This is a genomic window from Sinorhizobium sp. CCBAU 05631 (assembly GCF_002288505.1).
In the GTDB taxonomy this organism is placed as follows: domain Bacteria; phylum Pseudomonadota; class Alphaproteobacteria; order Rhizobiales; family Rhizobiaceae; genus Sinorhizobium; species Sinorhizobium fredii_C.
This window is the reverse complement of the sequence record NZ_CP023063.1, coordinates 1,362,502-1,374,490: the sequence shown is the minus strand read 5'-3', so window position 1 is coordinate 1,374,490 and position 11,989 is coordinate 1,362,502. Positions and strand designations below refer to the sequence as shown.

Genomic DNA, 11,989 nt, shown 5'->3' with positions numbered 1-11,989 from the left:
CGATCGACGGCACTCGGCGGCTAATATGCACCCTTTGCGAGGCATCGCCAGCAAAATTCACCTTCGTCAACCCTCAAGCGGCATTGTCCTGTGGACACGCGGCAAACGCGTCTGCGCCGTTTCATCCCATTTATTTCAATGAGCTAAGGGGCTACAAGAGATTGCGGTATCGACATCAAGGCGGACAACCGCCCGGGAAAGCGACGGCCATGCAACATTATGACATCGCCATCATCGGCGCAGGACTTGCCGGCTCGCTCGCGGCGATCGCACTCGCCCGCGACGGCCACCGGGTGGCGCTTGTTGGGCCGAGACCGGTGATCGCCGACGGACGTACCACGGCCCTAATGGACCAATCGATCGAGTACCTCAAGGGACTTCGCCTGTGGGACGAGGTCGAACCGCTGACGGCGCCGCTCGTCGCCATTCACATCATCGACGGAACCAGGCGGCTCCTGCGCGCACCGCCGGTCAATTTCCGTGCTGCCGAGGTCGGGCTCGACGCCTTCGGCTACAACACTCCAAATGCCCCTTTCCTCGAAATCCTGGAGAGGCACGAAGCGAGCCTGGCGACGCTCGAGCGGATAACCGCCTCAGCCATGACCTTCGACATCGGCGAAGTCGAAGCGCGGATCGGCCTCGAGGACGGGCGAACGATTGCCGCGGATCTTGTCGTCGGCGCCGATGGCCGGCGCTCTGCGGTTCGCGAGGCGGCGGGCATAGAGACCTTCACCTGGTCCTATCCGCAAACTGCGGTGGTGCTGAACTTCGGCCATGAGCTTTCGCACCAGGAGATATCGACGGAGTTCCACACCGAAAGCGGACCGTTCACACAGGTGCCGCTGCCGGGCAACCGCTCGAGCCTCGTCTGGGTCCAAAGGCCGCGCGACGCGGAGGAGACCCTGAAACTTCCGAGGGATGCCCTGTCGCGCACCATCGAGGACCGTATGCAGTCAATTCTCGGGAAAGTGACGGCCGAAGGGGCGCCGCAATCCTTTCCGCTCTCCGGCATGACCGCCCGCCGCTTCGGCAAGGGACGCACCGCACTTGTCGGCGAAGCCGCACATGCCTTCCCGCCGATCGGCGCCCAGGGGCTCAATCTCAGTCTCCGGGACGTGATGACGCTGGTCGAACTCGTCGGCCGCCCAGCCGGCGGGCAACTGACGGCAGATATCGGAGACCGATTCGACGGCCGCCGGCGCATGGACATCGTCAGCCGAACCGCAAGCGTCGACCTGCTCAACCGATCGCTGCTCTCGGATTTCCTGCCCATCCAGGCGCTCAGGGCGGTGGGCCTGCAATTCATCGCCTCGGCCGGTCCGCTCCGCGGCCTCTTGATGCGCGAAGGCATCCATCCGGGCAGCGCGCTGCGCTCGCTCAAGGAAAGCTTATGGGAAAAGGTCGGCCGGCAGCGCGCCTGATCGGATGAGGTAGAGCAATCCGGTCACGGTCGCGACGGAAAACAGTGTGGTGATCAGGATGGTCGCGGAGGCCCGCTCCTGCCAGATCCCGTATTGATGGCCGATCACGAAGACGTTGGTGGCGGTCGGCAGGGCGGCGAGCAGCACCGCCGTCTGCATCCACACGGGGTCGTAGCTGCCGGCAAGACTCAACGCCAGATACATGAGCACTGGGTGAAGCACGAGCTTCGCCGGAACGATGTAGCCGATCTCGACGGGAATGCGCTTCAGCGGCCGAAGCGCCAGCGTCACGCCCATCGCGAACAGCGCGCATGGAGCGGCCGCCTGAGCAAGGTAATCGATCAATCGCTGCAGCGGTGCCGGCGGCTCGATCGCCAGGAAGGCGGCCGCCACCCCGGCGAAGGTCGACAGGATGAACGGGTGAAGAACGATCCGGCGCGCGATGCCGAGGACGAGCGATACCGGCTTCTGCCTGCGTCCGCCGGCAAACGCCATCATCGCCGGAGCGACGGTGAAATGCGCCGCATTTTCGAAGCAGAAGATGAGCGCCACCGGCACAGCGGCCGCTTCCCCGAAGGCGAGCAGCGCCAGACCGGGCCCCATGTAGCCGATATTGCCATAGGCCCCGGCAAAGCCCTGGATGGTCGCCCCCGCGATCGTGCTTCGGCGCAGGAACACTCCGATGATAAAGATCAGCACGAAGACGACATAGGTCGTCCCGACGCTGGTGAGGACGAAGTCGGCGCGCGTCAGCTCTTCCACGGGCGTGCGCGACACAAGTTTGAAGAAGAGGGCCGGCAGCGCCAGATAGACGATAAAGGTGTTCAGCCAGCCCATCGCCTCGCCGGGGTGCTCGACGAAACGCGCCGTCAGATAGCCGAGGAAGATGAGCCCGAAGAACGGCAGCACCAGGCCCGCAATGTCCGCCATTCTTCCCTCCGATCCGGCACCGGCTTTGCTTAGCCGATTTGCGACAGGATCGGGAAGGTCTGCTGGAACCAGATCGCAACCGAGCTGATGAAGCCGAAGAGGAAGGCAAGGCCGGCGAGGACGAGAAGCGCGCCCATCAGCTTCTCGACGAGGCCGAGGTGCCGGCGGAAACGCATGAGGAAGCGCATGAATGCGCCGGAAAAGCCGGCGGCGATCCAGAACGGTACGGCAAGGCCGAGCGAATAGATGGCGAGCAGCATCGCCCCGTCGCCGACCGTTTCGCGCGCCGCCGCGACGCCGAGGATGGTGCCGAGCACTGGGCCGATGCAGGGCGTCCAGCCGAAGGCGAAGGCGAGCCCCATGATATAGGCTCCCGACAGCGTCGCCGGCTTGCCGCCGCCGTGAAAGCGCGCCTCGCGGGCAAGCAGCCCGATGCGGAAAACACCCAGGAAGTGCAGCCCCATGACGATGATGATGATGCCGCCGATGCGTGAGAGGAGATCGATATATTGCCTGAGTAGGAGGCCGATCGAGGAGGCCCCTGCCCCGAGCGCCACGAAGACCGTCGCGAAGCCGAGCGTGAAGAACAGAGCCGCCGACAGCACGGCGCGCCGCGTGCTGCCGACCGTCGCGGCATCGCCGCCGCGGAACTGATCGACCGATACGCCGGCCATGTAGCAGAGATAGGGCGGGACGAGCGGCAGGACGCAGGGTGAAAGAAAGGACAGAGCGCCGGCAAGAACGGCGGTCCAGATGGAGACATCGGCAATCGACAAATTCGGAACTCCGGCACACGGTTGGTGGCCTTCTTACCCGCATGTATACTGCGACACCAATCACCTTTCGGCGATCATTTTGCCGCACCGCGTCTTCGGCAGCGCCGTCACCGGGAATGGGCCAGACTCCTGGTCCGGCGCAATTTTTCGGTTGACCGGCGCGAAGCTCGCGTGCATATGTCCGCCCACTTCCGCCGGGCTTGACAAGCCGGGCCTGGGAGCGCGTAGCTCAGCCGGTAGAGCAACTGACTTTTAATCAGTAGGTCCAGGGTTCGAATCCCTGCGCGCTCACCATGGAAGTACCAGCAGAATCAATGCTTTGCGTGATTTTTCTAGTTTTACCCTGTAATCGAGAATTACAATATTTACGGCACATTTCCGGCTTTTGCGGCACATGATTGGCACATGGCACACGGTGGCCAGGTTTTGATTGGTGCCTCGGCTGCCCTGGTAAGCTTCATTCCCCGGCAAACCACATGCTGATTGTGCGCGGTGTTGCGCCAAAGGGAAATTCAGGAATGCAATGTCCGCCCTTAGCCTGTCGGCACCCTTGAGATAGGAACGGCGCTACCAAAATGCGGGAGGGTTTGCGTGATGCCGAAGAAAGCTAAGGGCAGTCGAGGCTCATGGTTCGCGACTGTGGACGGGAAAGAGCTGCCGTGCGTGCACAGTCACTGGGCGAAGGAGAACTGGCCGCACTATCACGATCCTTTCAAGCCAGTAGTGAATGGACCGAGCCTCACCAAAATTCAGGAATACGTCCAAGCAATTCAAGACGAGAAGCTGGTTATTCTTACCAACGACACCGTCCATCGCGATCAGTTGGGCACGGTCTCAGGATTCACGAGACAGAGCTACGTGGCAATCTTCGCGGTTGAGGACGTCAGTTTTGATCCGAACACTGGGCTTAAGTTCACGATCACCAGCAGGTTGTCCGATCTGCAATAGTCATCAATGGACGGCATCGCCTCACACCTTCGACTTCCGCCACCCGGCCGCCCAAGCCTCGAATTCGGAGCAGAACCAGCGCTCCCCGTATTGCTGGCTGATCTTCGTTTGCGAGTAATATCTCTGCCCAGGTACATGGAAGATCCGCTCGCCGGTGTCGACGCTGACGTTTCCTTTAATGTCGCAGGATCCAGCAGAACCGCCATTCAGTGAGGCAAGAAGGTCGCCCGCAGTCATGCCCCCGGCTGCACCGACGGCCAGCGCGCCGATCAGCAGGCCAGGATAGGACAATACAGACCGTTTCTGCGGACGGCCCCGGTGTGGGCGGTAACGCATGCCCGCTCTCCGCCAAGTTTCGCGTCATGAGGGTAAATGGCAGATCGCGCCAGCAAAAGCTGCCCAAATGGGTTAGTTCGTAGCGAGGCGGAAAAACAAAGCACCCATTGGAGTTCAAGGAAGGGGCAACCGCCCAGCAGTCGCTAGAAATTCAAGTAAATATTGACGCCCGGTCGATGGTTATAGCGGTAATCGTCGCGATAGCTCTGGCTGTAGTCATAGCGGGGGAAGCACCTGCCGTAATGACGGCATGAGCGCCAAGCGTCCCGCCTGTTCCAATAGTTCTCTCGCCAATTGCGCCGCTGTCTGACCTGCTCAACCGCGCCCATCTGCACGTGCTCAAGTTTCGAGGCGAAGATCGGCGCGGCGCTTGATGGCACGGCGAAAGACGCAGTCAAGACTGCGGCTGTGAGGGCCGATAAGAACTTACTCATGAAGGTATCCTCCTCGGTGCTGATGAGATTGCGCCGTGGAGGCTGAACTGCCGATGAATGGGTGTCTGCATCACGGAAAAGGCCACTCGCCACGAAGAGCAAGGGGCTGGCGCCAGTGTGAACCGTCGCCGGGAGCGCGTTGATCCGGTGGTGAGCCGGCAGCTTGGCGGCTGGTGGTGGCAAGGGCGCTCTGTGTTCTTAAAACTCGTCGCGTCGCCAGGACGCGTAGCTCAGCCAGTCAATGGGGCCGCGCGTATTGTTGCAGCGCTTGCATGCCATGGCCAGATTAGATGGATGGCCCGTGCCGCCATCGGCGCGGCGATGCAGGTGTTCCAGTGTAGCCGCATATGGCCGCGCAGCGTCGTATGGTCGATATGTCAGCACCACGTACTCGCCGCAGTAACAGCATCGGCCTTGCTGCTGCCAGAACAGAAGCCACCTGAAATACCTTCCAGCGCGCGTGTCCATCGCTGCCTCCAAATGGTCGCTGCCGTTATCGGCGAGTGCCGCATCGCGGCGAGTCGCTCGGGCATCTCATGTCAGCAGCGTTGCATCGGTAATCTGGTGCGCCTGGACGCGGTCGAGTGGAGCGCAGTCCGCGTCGACAATCTCGATCGTATATTCGTCCAAGCACCCGATTATCTGTGTGCGGCCGACAATTACGGCCAGCTCATTCGTGCAGAGCAGAATTACTGGCTGGCCGATTTCAAACTCGAAAGCGTACTCATGATTAGCGAAGCTGTTCGGTCTTCTGCCGACCAACCGGCGCGGCAAGGAAGTTCTGTTGGGTTTGAACAATTCCGTACGCATGTGAACGGTCATTTGCAGGCTCCTCGTTGCCAATTTGCTCTAAATTGAGTACACAGTACTAATACCGCTGCGTTTTTATAACGTCAACACAAAATAAGAGCATAGTTCTAAAAATGTTACCCGTTCAGTGCAAGATGGCGCGAGTAGCTTTGGGCTTGGGCGTGCGGGAGCTCGCCGCGTTGGCGAAGGTCGCACCCGCAACTGTGTCTCGCTTCGAGGCTGGAGAAGAGCTCAAAGAGCGAACGGTGGATGACATTCGAATTGCGCTAGAGCAAGCTGGCGTGATCTTCGTACCCGAGAACGGCGAAGGTGCGGGTGTGAGGATGAAAAAGAAATGACCACCCTCGTGAAGCCTTTCGCGTTCGTGCTGATGCCGTTCGCGCCCGAATTCGACGACATATATAAGCTGGGAATCCAAAAGCTAGCTGAAGAGAAAGGCGTCGTTGCCGAGCGCGTTGACGAGCAAATCTACAGCGAGACGATGCTCGAGCGCATCTACCGCCAGATCGACGCTGCTGATTTCATCATAGCTGATCTGACCGGTCGGAACCCAAACGTATTCTACGAAATCGGGTTTGCTCACGCGCGCCAGAAAATGTGCACGTTGCTTACGCAAAACGCCGAGGACATTCCATTCGATCTCAAGCAGCGTGTCTCGTCGCACGATGATCAAGCTCGGCCGAGATCTCGGCTCGTGCTCTATGGTCGGTCGGCAGTATTTTTTCAGCGAGAGCGACCTGCTCGACATTTGGCAGGCTCAGCGGGCCATGCCCACGAGCTCTCAGGGGCGCGCTGTGAATGTGAAGGGATTTCTGTCTGATGTGCGGCTCCAACATTCGCTACATCAGCTCGCGCAGAAAAAGCGCAGGCGCCGCCAATGACAATCGATCTTCTTTCCCAACTTCCGCTCTTCGCCACAGACCAGCAACTGGCTGTGGCGATCGTCGGTAAGGAACGCGCCTCGATGTGGGTGAAGACGGTCATTCCGCAACTGGAGCGCAAGGGATTCCCTCGCGTCGACCCTCTGCACGACGGTCGGCCCGTGCCGCTCGTTCGAAAGTTCTACAACGGATACTTCGGCATCACCGCCGGCTTCGCTGCGACGGCGCCTGATGGCGACGAAAGACTGGGGGAATGGAAGAAATCACGGCGCCGCGCCAGGAACTCCGCGGACGTCACCCCGTCTTGACCACCACCTAAAGTCGAGCAACATTCTCACCGGCAACAATTTAGGGGCGACTCGTGACTCTTAAGATCATCGCCGGGGCAAGCATCGCCGCGACCCTCTCCGCATGCGCAACGACGGAAAGCATGTCGCGCATGAACACCTACAAATTTCCGGTGCATCACGTGAAGATGGCGGACGATACCTACCGCGTTTACGACCATAAGACCGACAACTCACTCATGGTCGCGCCGAGCCTCGGCACCACCGTGGCGATTGGCGCGGCTCAAGGCGCAACGCTCGGTCTGGCCGATACGATGACGCCGGAGCAAAAGCTCGAGGCCGCCGCGCAGCAGCACCTCGTGAATAGCGGCCGTGCAGGCTGCAAGATCACGCGAGGCTATCTTCTCCAAAAACCTTTGTATGAATTCTGGTTTGAATGCCCTTCAGTGGCGCCGAAGGTGTAGGGTGTAGCCGACGGAACTGGAGATACCTATGCCCAAGAAGCCCAAGCATGAACACTCCGAGCTCTCCGGCGAGTTCACGGAGGACGGTGTCACCGTTCTGGTCGACATCTTCAGGCCGGCCGGCACGAATAACGACTGGAAAATGGAGATTGTCACACAAGCCGAGGACCTGATCGAATGGGAGGAGCCATTCGCGACGGATCGGGACGCTTTCGACGAGTTCCTGGCGACCGTAGCCCGCGATGGGATCCGGTCGTTTCTAGACGACGAAGAGCCGTCGGTGCATTGACCGCCCAAGAAAGCGATAGATGCGAACCTCGACGACGCAATGTATCTAGGCACGCTGTTGCGGAACCGCGTCCGCTCGCCGCCGTTCTCTTCGAGAGGAGATCCATTATGGCCACCAAAGACACCAACGCGAAGTCGGAGCAGCGAAAGCCTAAAGACGTTCACCAGCCGGCCAATCGAAAGAAGCACCCCGACGAGCAGTCGATCGCGCCGCCGACTTTTCAACCGCCAGGGGCCAAAGACACGAGTGAGAAGCCAGAGGTGAATCCGGTTACTGGTGGGGCAATGTAGCCACCGCGGCACAACAGATTGCCATCCTCACTCAGTAGGCGTGTGACCAATGAGCCTCACCACCGATTTCATCACGGAGCTGATCAGAGCTGCGAATGAAGCAGATAGGTTCATCGTAAAGCGGCTTCTCGATCGTTCCGTCGCCACGATCCGCGACTTGCGCGAGCAGACCGGCATACCAGGCAGCAATCGCGCGAAGGATGTAGTGATTGACCTCCATGTGGCTGCGGGTCGCGCCGGCGACCTATCACTGGAGGAGATCAGGGACGTCCTGATCGACGCGGCCGACGTCATAAAAACGTTGAAAATCGCGCTTGATGGGAAGGAGTGGCCGAACGACTTGCCGCTCTAGTGGTGGAAACTCTGTCGTCTTTCATCAGGAACAAGGCCCGTAGCGTGCGCATTATTATGTCCTGAGAAAATTGAGCGGGGGGAATGGTGATGAATCTGGAAGATCTCTATCGCCTGTTGCGTAATGGCCATGTCGAAGCGCAAGGCATAATCGACACAGTCCCCGACCCCTTGCTTGTGCTTGACCAGAACCTGTGCGTCCTGTCCGCCAGCCGGGCCTTCTTTACGACCTTCAAAGTCGACCGCGACGAGACAATCGGGCAGCACATCTACGATCTCGGCGACGGGCAATGGGACATCCCCGAGCTGCGCCGCCTGCTCGAAGAGGTAATTCCGAAGACCACGGCGGTGGTGGACTATGAGGTGGAGCACGACTTTCCGAGCATCGGTCGGCGGACGATGCTCGTCAGTGCGCACCGGCTATTCCATCCCGACAACAACAGCCGCACCTTGCTGCTCTCAATTGTGGACGCTACGGAGCGACGCCAGCATGAGGCCGAGAAGGATGTGCTCCTGGGCGAACTGCGGCATCGCATGAAGAACCTGCTCGGTTTGGTCCAGGCAATCGCCCGCCAGACCACGGCCGCGGGCCGCTCTGGCGTGGAATACCGCGATGCTTTCCTCGGCCGGTTCAATGCGCTCGTGCAGGCCCACGATGCGGCTTACTCGCAAGAGGGGGCGGCTGATCTTCAGGAGGTGCTTCAGCGAACGCTTGAGCCCTATTCGCCGACCGGGGTTCTCGTCGAATTGGGGCCTGCGGTGTCTCTCGCGTCAGGGCAAATCATGTCGCTGAGCCTGATCCTGCACGAACTCGCGACCAATGCGATTAAATATGGCGCGCTGTCGATACCCGAGGGACAGGTTCGCGTCCGCTGGGAGGTCGCGGAAGCGAGCGCCCCAAGTCTACGGCTGGTCTGGCAAGAGGCCGGCGGCCCCTCGGTTGCGCCGCCGGCCTCTTCCGGGTTCGGCACGCAGCTCATCGAGTTCGCTGTCAACCGCGAATTGGGCGGACGGGTGGAACTGAACTATGCACCGGCGGGTTTGAGAGTCGAGATCGTCGCCCCGTTAGAATCGGTCTCATGACATCGAGGCCGTCTCTTGCGCAAGACCGTGCTTATCGTGGAGGACGAGTTCCTGATCGCCATCGATCTCAAGCTGCTGCTCGAGCGGTGCGGCTGGAGCGTGCTCGGACCGGCGGCGACGGTCAAGGAGGCGCTCGGGCTATTGGGCGACGGATTGCCCACCGTGGCAATTCTCGATGTAACCCTCAGGGACGGCTCGGTGGCGGAGGTCGCGGAGGCGCTGCGCGCCCAAAACGTTCCGTTCGTCGTGGCAAGCGCCTATAGCAGACCGGAGCTTATCGGCGGCGAGGTCCTGGCCGGAGCACCCAACGTGGGCAAGCCGACCGAAGGGCGCCGCCTACTTACAGTCCTTGAGCAAGTGGTCCGATCCGGCCGCTGATGGGGAACTGTGGCCGCTTGTGAGGAGCAGCCCAACTAAGCATGTGGAAGGTTTTTCCGCTTATCGAAGGGACGGCACGCCCGCAGTAGGCACCTGGCAGCTCGTTGCACATGAATGACTGGTCCGCGACACAGAAGGGAGCGCGTAAGCCCGCGCGGCTGGCAAACCCCTGACCACGGAGCTAATGCCCGCGCTTCTCCAATCGGTAATTGCAGGCGTCCAGTTAAGTTAGCTCAAAGACCCCAGCATCATCCGCCCGCTCCCTGATGCCCTTGAACGAAGGATGCCGCAGCTTCCCCTCTTCCGTCCAGGCGGTGTATTCGACCTCGGCGACTAGCCGCGGTTCGACGAAAACGGCATTCTTCCGCTTCAGGTTCACGGCCGTGGCATTCGTGGCGATGCTCTCGAGCAGCTTGCGAAGCTCGGTCGACATGTCATGCGTCCAGCCCGTCCCGCAACCACCAACATAGTGAAGCCCCTCGCCTCTCTTCGCCGCCAGCAGGAGCCTTCCTATGGCACCAGGGACGGTTGATGGCTCGAAGCCGACGATAACGAAGCTGTCGCGGCGCTTGCAGGTGATCTTCTGCCACCAATCGCCGCGGCCGCTGCGGTAAGGCTTTTCCCGATGCTTGGCGACGATCCCCTCGAGGCCGTGTTCGCAGGCGATCCGGAAGAACTCTTCCCCACTCGCCTCGACTTCCTCCGACAGCCGAATGACACCGGCGCAGCCGGCGACGATCGGCTCCAGCAGCCGCCGGCGTTCGCTGAGAGGCAGCCGGCGCAGGTCGCGACCGTCGAGATAGAGAAGATCGAAAGCGAAGAAAAGGATTTCGCGGGGATCGTGCAGGCTGGGCTTCCTGCCGAGGGCACGCTGCAGCATGCCGAAGTCAGAGCGGCCGTGCTCATCGAGCACGACCGCCTCGCCGTCGAGGATTGCGGTCTTCAGCCCAAGAAGCCTCGCCTCGGCAGCGATTGAAGGGAAGCGGCTTGTCCAGTCGTAGCCGCCGCGGGTGATGATGCGGATCCTGTCCGGCTCGATATGGACCGCCAGCCGGTATCCATCCCACTTGACCTCGAAGGCCCATTCCGGCCCTGCTGGCGGTCGATCGACGAGCGTCGCGACGCAAGGCTCTACCCGCGCCGGCATAGGTTCCGGCGGCGGCTCTTGCGATTTCTTCGAGGAACGTCTGCCCATCAGGCCATTAACGCACAGCATCGGCAAACCGTCGCATTGACTGTTCGGATGATGAGAACATATTAAGAACGCGACCGGGCGAAGCGGCGCGCTCTTCACGACATGCGGGATACCGACAACCTCGATCGAGGAGGATCACGCATGCCAGTGCCAGAATACGATATCGAACGCGCAATCTTCATTCGCTTCGCTATGATCGGACGCCCTGTCCTGAATGGGCTAGCGGCCAAGGGTCAGAGGCGGCGGCGTGATCCACAGTGCTCCACCCTCTTTGCCCGCGACATCGTAACGGCTTTGAGGGCACAGATCGGCTTTCGGCGCCATGGGGAGGCTGTTGAGGATGCAATCGTGCAGGAATTCCTGCGCGCCGCCATATGGGAGATACCGGTCGCGGATTGCGCCGCGCTAGTCGGTATCGACGCCACACCAAGGGACGCGGCGAAGCGGGAAATCTCGAAGCGGTTGGCCGACCGGCTCAAAGCCGAATTCGAGATTTTCCATGCCCCCGCTTTCCGCCACGGCGACAGCGGAACGGGACCGTTGGGCCCGAGGCGGTAATTTCAAGGCCAGCTGCAGGGAATCGGAACAATGACGGCCACGCTGGATTATCTTGGTGCCGCATAATTGTCTCAGCGGCACAGGTCCCCCAACCTGTTAATGAGTGCCCGTCCTGCCCCCCCGGTGCGAGCACTCGCAATCGAGGCAATACGAAACAGTAACCTAACAGTGGGCAGCAAGGCTGGGCCAGCCTTGCCGACATCACAAATGGTCCTAGTCCATCAATGAAGATGGAAATGAAGATCGAGATGGAGAAGCAAGTGGTCGACGATCCGAAACGCGATGTCGTTCCCAGCCAGGAGCACGAGGTCGCTTACATCATGAGGACGGAGAACGTCACTCGGCAGAGGGCAGTTGAGGCAGTACGGGAAGCCGGACCGAGCCGAAAGAACATGAGGGATCATCTCAAACGCAAGTGGAAGTGGTCCAAGCGCGTGGACTGATCTATCTGGCTCGAAGGGACCAAGGCGGAGCGCCCACTTCGTGCGGCGGGTATGTTCGCAATGGTCGACATAAAGCGCTAAGTCCTCGCGCGGCTGCCGCTGCTTCCAGCGGCGC

Annotated in this window: 20 protein-coding genes and 1 tRNA gene; 15 read left to right on the top strand and 6 right to left on the bottom strand. The window is 60.7% G+C overall.

What is annotated here, in order from left to right; translation table 11 throughout:
- Positions 1-209 precede the first annotated feature (209 nt).
- Positions 210-1,421, top strand: a complete 1,212-nt coding sequence (locus tag SS05631_RS06780) for a UbiH/UbiF family hydroxylase (protein WP_037421784.1) — start codon at positions 210-212, stop codon at positions 1,419-1,421.
- Here SS05631_RS06780 and SS05631_RS06775 read toward each other — a convergent pair.
- Together SS05631_RS06775 and SS05631_RS06770 are read right to left on the bottom strand one after the other, a co-directional pair.
- Positions 1,389-2,351 carry an AEC family transporter gene (locus tag SS05631_RS06775; protein WP_037421781.1) on the bottom strand — a complete coding sequence of 321 codons (963 nt, stop codon included), beginning with the start codon at positions 2,349-2,351 and terminating at the stop codon, positions 1,389-1,391. The two genes, SS05631_RS06780 and SS05631_RS06775, sit on opposite strands and share 33 nt — an antisense overlap.
- Positions 2,352-2,380: 29 nt before the next feature.
- A complete protein-coding gene (locus SS05631_RS06770) occupies positions 2,381-3,127 on the bottom strand; it encodes a cytochrome c biogenesis CcdA family protein (protein WP_037421778.1) in 747 nt (248 codons plus the stop codon).
- Positions 3,128-3,345: 218 nt separating this feature from the next.
- On the opposite strand from SS05631_RS06770, the gene SS05631_RS06765 reads away from it, so the two are divergent.
- Both SS05631_RS06765 and SS05631_RS06760 read left to right on the top strand, forming a co-directional pair.
- Positions 3,346-3,421: transfer RNA gene (locus SS05631_RS06765), tRNA-Lys, on the top strand.
- A gap of 300 nt (positions 3,422-3,721) precedes the next feature.
- Complete coding sequence (locus SS05631_RS06760; RefSeq protein ID WP_037421775.1) at positions 3,722-4,075, top strand: hypothetical protein; 354 nt, start codon at positions 3,722-3,724, stop codon at positions 4,073-4,075.
- A 21-nt stretch (positions 4,076-4,096) separates the two neighbouring features.
- On the opposite strand, the gene SS05631_RS06755 is transcribed toward SS05631_RS06760, so the two are convergent.
- The 3 genes from SS05631_RS06755 to SS05631_RS06745 form a co-directional block, all read right to left on the bottom strand.
- The gene (locus SS05631_RS06755; RefSeq protein WP_037421773.1) at positions 4,097-4,411 is read right to left on the bottom strand and encodes a hypothetical protein; all 315 of its coding nucleotides are present in this window, start codon (positions 4,409-4,411) and stop codon (positions 4,097-4,099) included.
- A gap of 143 nt (positions 4,412-4,554) precedes the next feature.
- Complete coding sequence (locus SS05631_RS06750) at positions 4,555-4,845, bottom strand: hypothetical protein (RefSeq protein WP_083854149.1); 291 nt, start codon at positions 4,843-4,845, stop codon at positions 4,555-4,557.
- Between the two features lie 198 nt (positions 4,846-5,043).
- A complete protein-coding gene (locus tag SS05631_RS06745) occupies positions 5,044-5,313 on the bottom strand; it encodes an HNH endonuclease signature motif containing protein (protein ID WP_037421770.1) in 270 nt (89 codons plus the stop codon).
- A 12-nt stretch (positions 5,314-5,325) separates the two neighbouring features.
- Here SS05631_RS06745 and SS05631_RS30910 point away from each other — a divergent pair, with 12 nt between their 5' ends.
- The 10 genes from SS05631_RS30910 (at position 5,326) to SS05631_RS06690 (ending at position 9,678) form a co-directional block, all read left to right on the top strand.
- Positions 5,326-5,703 (top strand): hypothetical protein, encoded by a 378-nt coding sequence (locus SS05631_RS30910; protein WP_157213179.1) that lies wholly within the window; start codon positions 5,326-5,328, stop codon positions 5,701-5,703.
- A 65-nt stretch (positions 5,704-5,768) separates the two neighbouring features.
- Complete coding sequence (locus SS05631_RS06735) at positions 5,769-5,993, top strand: helix-turn-helix transcriptional regulator (protein ID WP_172900170.1); 225 nt, start codon at positions 5,769-5,771, stop codon at positions 5,991-5,993.
- A complete protein-coding gene (locus SS05631_RS30905) occupies positions 5,990-6,475 on the top strand; it encodes a hypothetical protein (protein WP_050988292.1) in 486 nt (161 codons plus the stop codon). Before SS05631_RS06735 ends, SS05631_RS30905 begins: the two co-directional genes overlap by 4 nt.
- Before the next feature lie 57 nt (positions 6,476-6,532).
- Positions 6,533-6,844, top strand: coding sequence for a hypothetical protein (locus SS05631_RS06720; RefSeq protein WP_037421763.1), 312 nt, complete (start codon positions 6,533-6,535; stop codon positions 6,842-6,844).
- Between the two features lie 53 nt (positions 6,845-6,897).
- Positions 6,898-7,287 carry a hypothetical protein gene (locus tag SS05631_RS06715; RefSeq protein ID WP_157213178.1) on the top strand — a complete coding sequence of 130 codons (390 nt, stop codon included), beginning with the start codon at positions 6,898-6,900 and terminating at the stop codon, positions 7,285-7,287.
- Positions 7,288-7,315: 28 nt separating this feature from the next.
- Entirely contained in the window at positions 7,316-7,576 is a 261-nt protein-coding gene (locus tag SS05631_RS06710; RefSeq protein WP_037421758.1) for a hypothetical protein, read from the top strand.
- A gap of 107 nt (positions 7,577-7,683) precedes the next feature.
- On the top strand, positions 7,684-7,866 hold the full coding sequence (locus tag SS05631_RS06705) for a hypothetical protein (protein WP_037421756.1): 183 nt from the start codon (positions 7,684-7,686) through the stop codon (positions 7,864-7,866).
- A gap of 49 nt (positions 7,867-7,915) precedes the next feature.
- The gene (locus tag SS05631_RS06700) at positions 7,916-8,218 is read left to right on the top strand and encodes a hypothetical protein (protein WP_037421753.1); all 303 of its coding nucleotides are present in this window, start codon (positions 7,916-7,918) and stop codon (positions 8,216-8,218) included.
- Positions 8,219-8,307: 89 nt separating this feature from the next.
- Positions 8,308-9,300 (top strand): sensor histidine kinase, encoded by a 993-nt coding sequence (locus tag SS05631_RS06695; protein WP_037422183.1) that lies wholly within the window; start codon positions 8,308-8,310, stop codon positions 9,298-9,300.
- 15 nt (positions 9,301-9,315) lie between these two features.
- Positions 9,316-9,678, top strand: coding sequence for a response regulator (locus tag SS05631_RS06690; RefSeq protein ID WP_037421750.1), 363 nt, complete (start codon positions 9,316-9,318; stop codon positions 9,676-9,678).
- 223 nt (positions 9,679-9,901) lie between these two features.
- On the opposite strand, the gene ligD is transcribed toward SS05631_RS06690, so the two are convergent.
- Positions 9,902-10,873, bottom strand: a complete 972-nt coding sequence (gene ligD / locus SS05631_RS06685; RefSeq protein WP_037421747.1) for a non-homologous end-joining DNA ligase — start codon at positions 10,871-10,873, stop codon at positions 9,902-9,904.
- Between the two features lie 141 nt (positions 10,874-11,014).
- Here ligD and SS05631_RS06680 point away from each other — a divergent pair, with 141 nt between their 5' ends.
- Together SS05631_RS06680 and SS05631_RS06675 are read left to right on the top strand one after the other, a co-directional pair.
- Positions 11,015-11,431, top strand: a complete 417-nt coding sequence (locus tag SS05631_RS06680; protein ID WP_037421745.1) for a hypothetical protein — start codon at positions 11,015-11,017, stop codon at positions 11,429-11,431.
- A 236-nt stretch (positions 11,432-11,667) separates the two neighbouring features.
- Positions 11,668-11,874, top strand: coding sequence for a DUF3606 domain-containing protein (locus SS05631_RS06675; protein WP_244412221.1), 207 nt, complete (start codon positions 11,668-11,670; stop codon positions 11,872-11,874).
- Positions 11,875-11,989 lie beyond the last annotated feature (115 nt).

Excerpts from the sequence above, each read along its gene's own strand:
- SS05631_RS06780 (WP_037421784.1), top strand. The coding sequence starts at position 210 with ATGCAACATTATGACATCGCCATCATCGGCGCAGGACTTGCCGGCTCG.
- SS05631_RS06775 (WP_037421781.1), bottom strand. The coding sequence starts at position 2,351 with ATGGCGGACATTGCGGGCCTGGTGCTGCCGTTCTTCGGGCTCATCTTC.
- SS05631_RS06760 (WP_037421775.1), top strand. The coding sequence starts at position 3,722 with ATGCCGAAGAAAGCTAAGGGCAGTCGAGGCTCATGGTTCGCGACTGTG.
- SS05631_RS06755 (WP_037421773.1), bottom strand. The coding sequence starts at position 4,411 with ATGCGTTACCGCCCACACCGGGGCCGTCCGCAGAAACGGTCTGTATTG.
- SS05631_RS06750 (WP_083854149.1), bottom strand. The coding sequence starts at position 4,845 with ATGAGTAAGTTCTTATCGGCCCTCACAGCCGCAGTCTTGACTGCGTCT.
- SS05631_RS06745 (WP_037421770.1), bottom strand. The coding sequence starts at position 5,313 with ATGGACACGCGCGCTGGAAGGTATTTCAGGTGGCTTCTGTTCTGGCAG.
- SS05631_RS30910 (WP_157213179.1), top strand. The coding sequence starts at position 5,326 with ATGGTCGCTGCCGTTATCGGCGAGTGCCGCATCGCGGCGAGTCGCTCG.
- SS05631_RS06735 (WP_172900170.1), top strand. The coding sequence starts at position 5,769 with ATGTTACCCGTTCAGTGCAAGATGGCGCGAGTAGCTTTGGGCTTGGGC.
- SS05631_RS30905 (WP_050988292.1), top strand. The coding sequence starts at position 5,990 with ATGACCACCCTCGTGAAGCCTTTCGCGTTCGTGCTGATGCCGTTCGCG.
- SS05631_RS06720 (WP_037421763.1), top strand. The coding sequence starts at position 6,533 with ATGACAATCGATCTTCTTTCCCAACTTCCGCTCTTCGCCACAGACCAG.
- SS05631_RS06710 (WP_037421758.1), top strand. The coding sequence starts at position 7,316 with ATGCCCAAGAAGCCCAAGCATGAACACTCCGAGCTCTCCGGCGAGTTC.
- SS05631_RS06705 (WP_037421756.1), top strand. The coding sequence starts at position 7,684 with ATGGCCACCAAAGACACCAACGCGAAGTCGGAGCAGCGAAAGCCTAAA.
- SS05631_RS06700 (WP_037421753.1), top strand. The coding sequence starts at position 7,916 with ATGAGCCTCACCACCGATTTCATCACGGAGCTGATCAGAGCTGCGAAT.
- SS05631_RS06695 (WP_037422183.1), top strand. The coding sequence starts at position 8,308 with ATGAATCTGGAAGATCTCTATCGCCTGTTGCGTAATGGCCATGTCGAA.
- ligD (WP_037421747.1), bottom strand. The coding sequence starts at position 10,873 with ATGGGCAGACGTTCCTCGAAGAAATCGCAAGAGCCGCCGCCGGAACCT.
- SS05631_RS06680 (WP_037421745.1), top strand. The coding sequence starts at position 11,015 with ATGCCAGTGCCAGAATACGATATCGAACGCGCAATCTTCATTCGCTTC.
- SS05631_RS06675 (WP_244412221.1), top strand. The coding sequence starts at position 11,668 with ATGAAGATCGAGATGGAGAAGCAAGTGGTCGACGATCCGAAACGCGAT.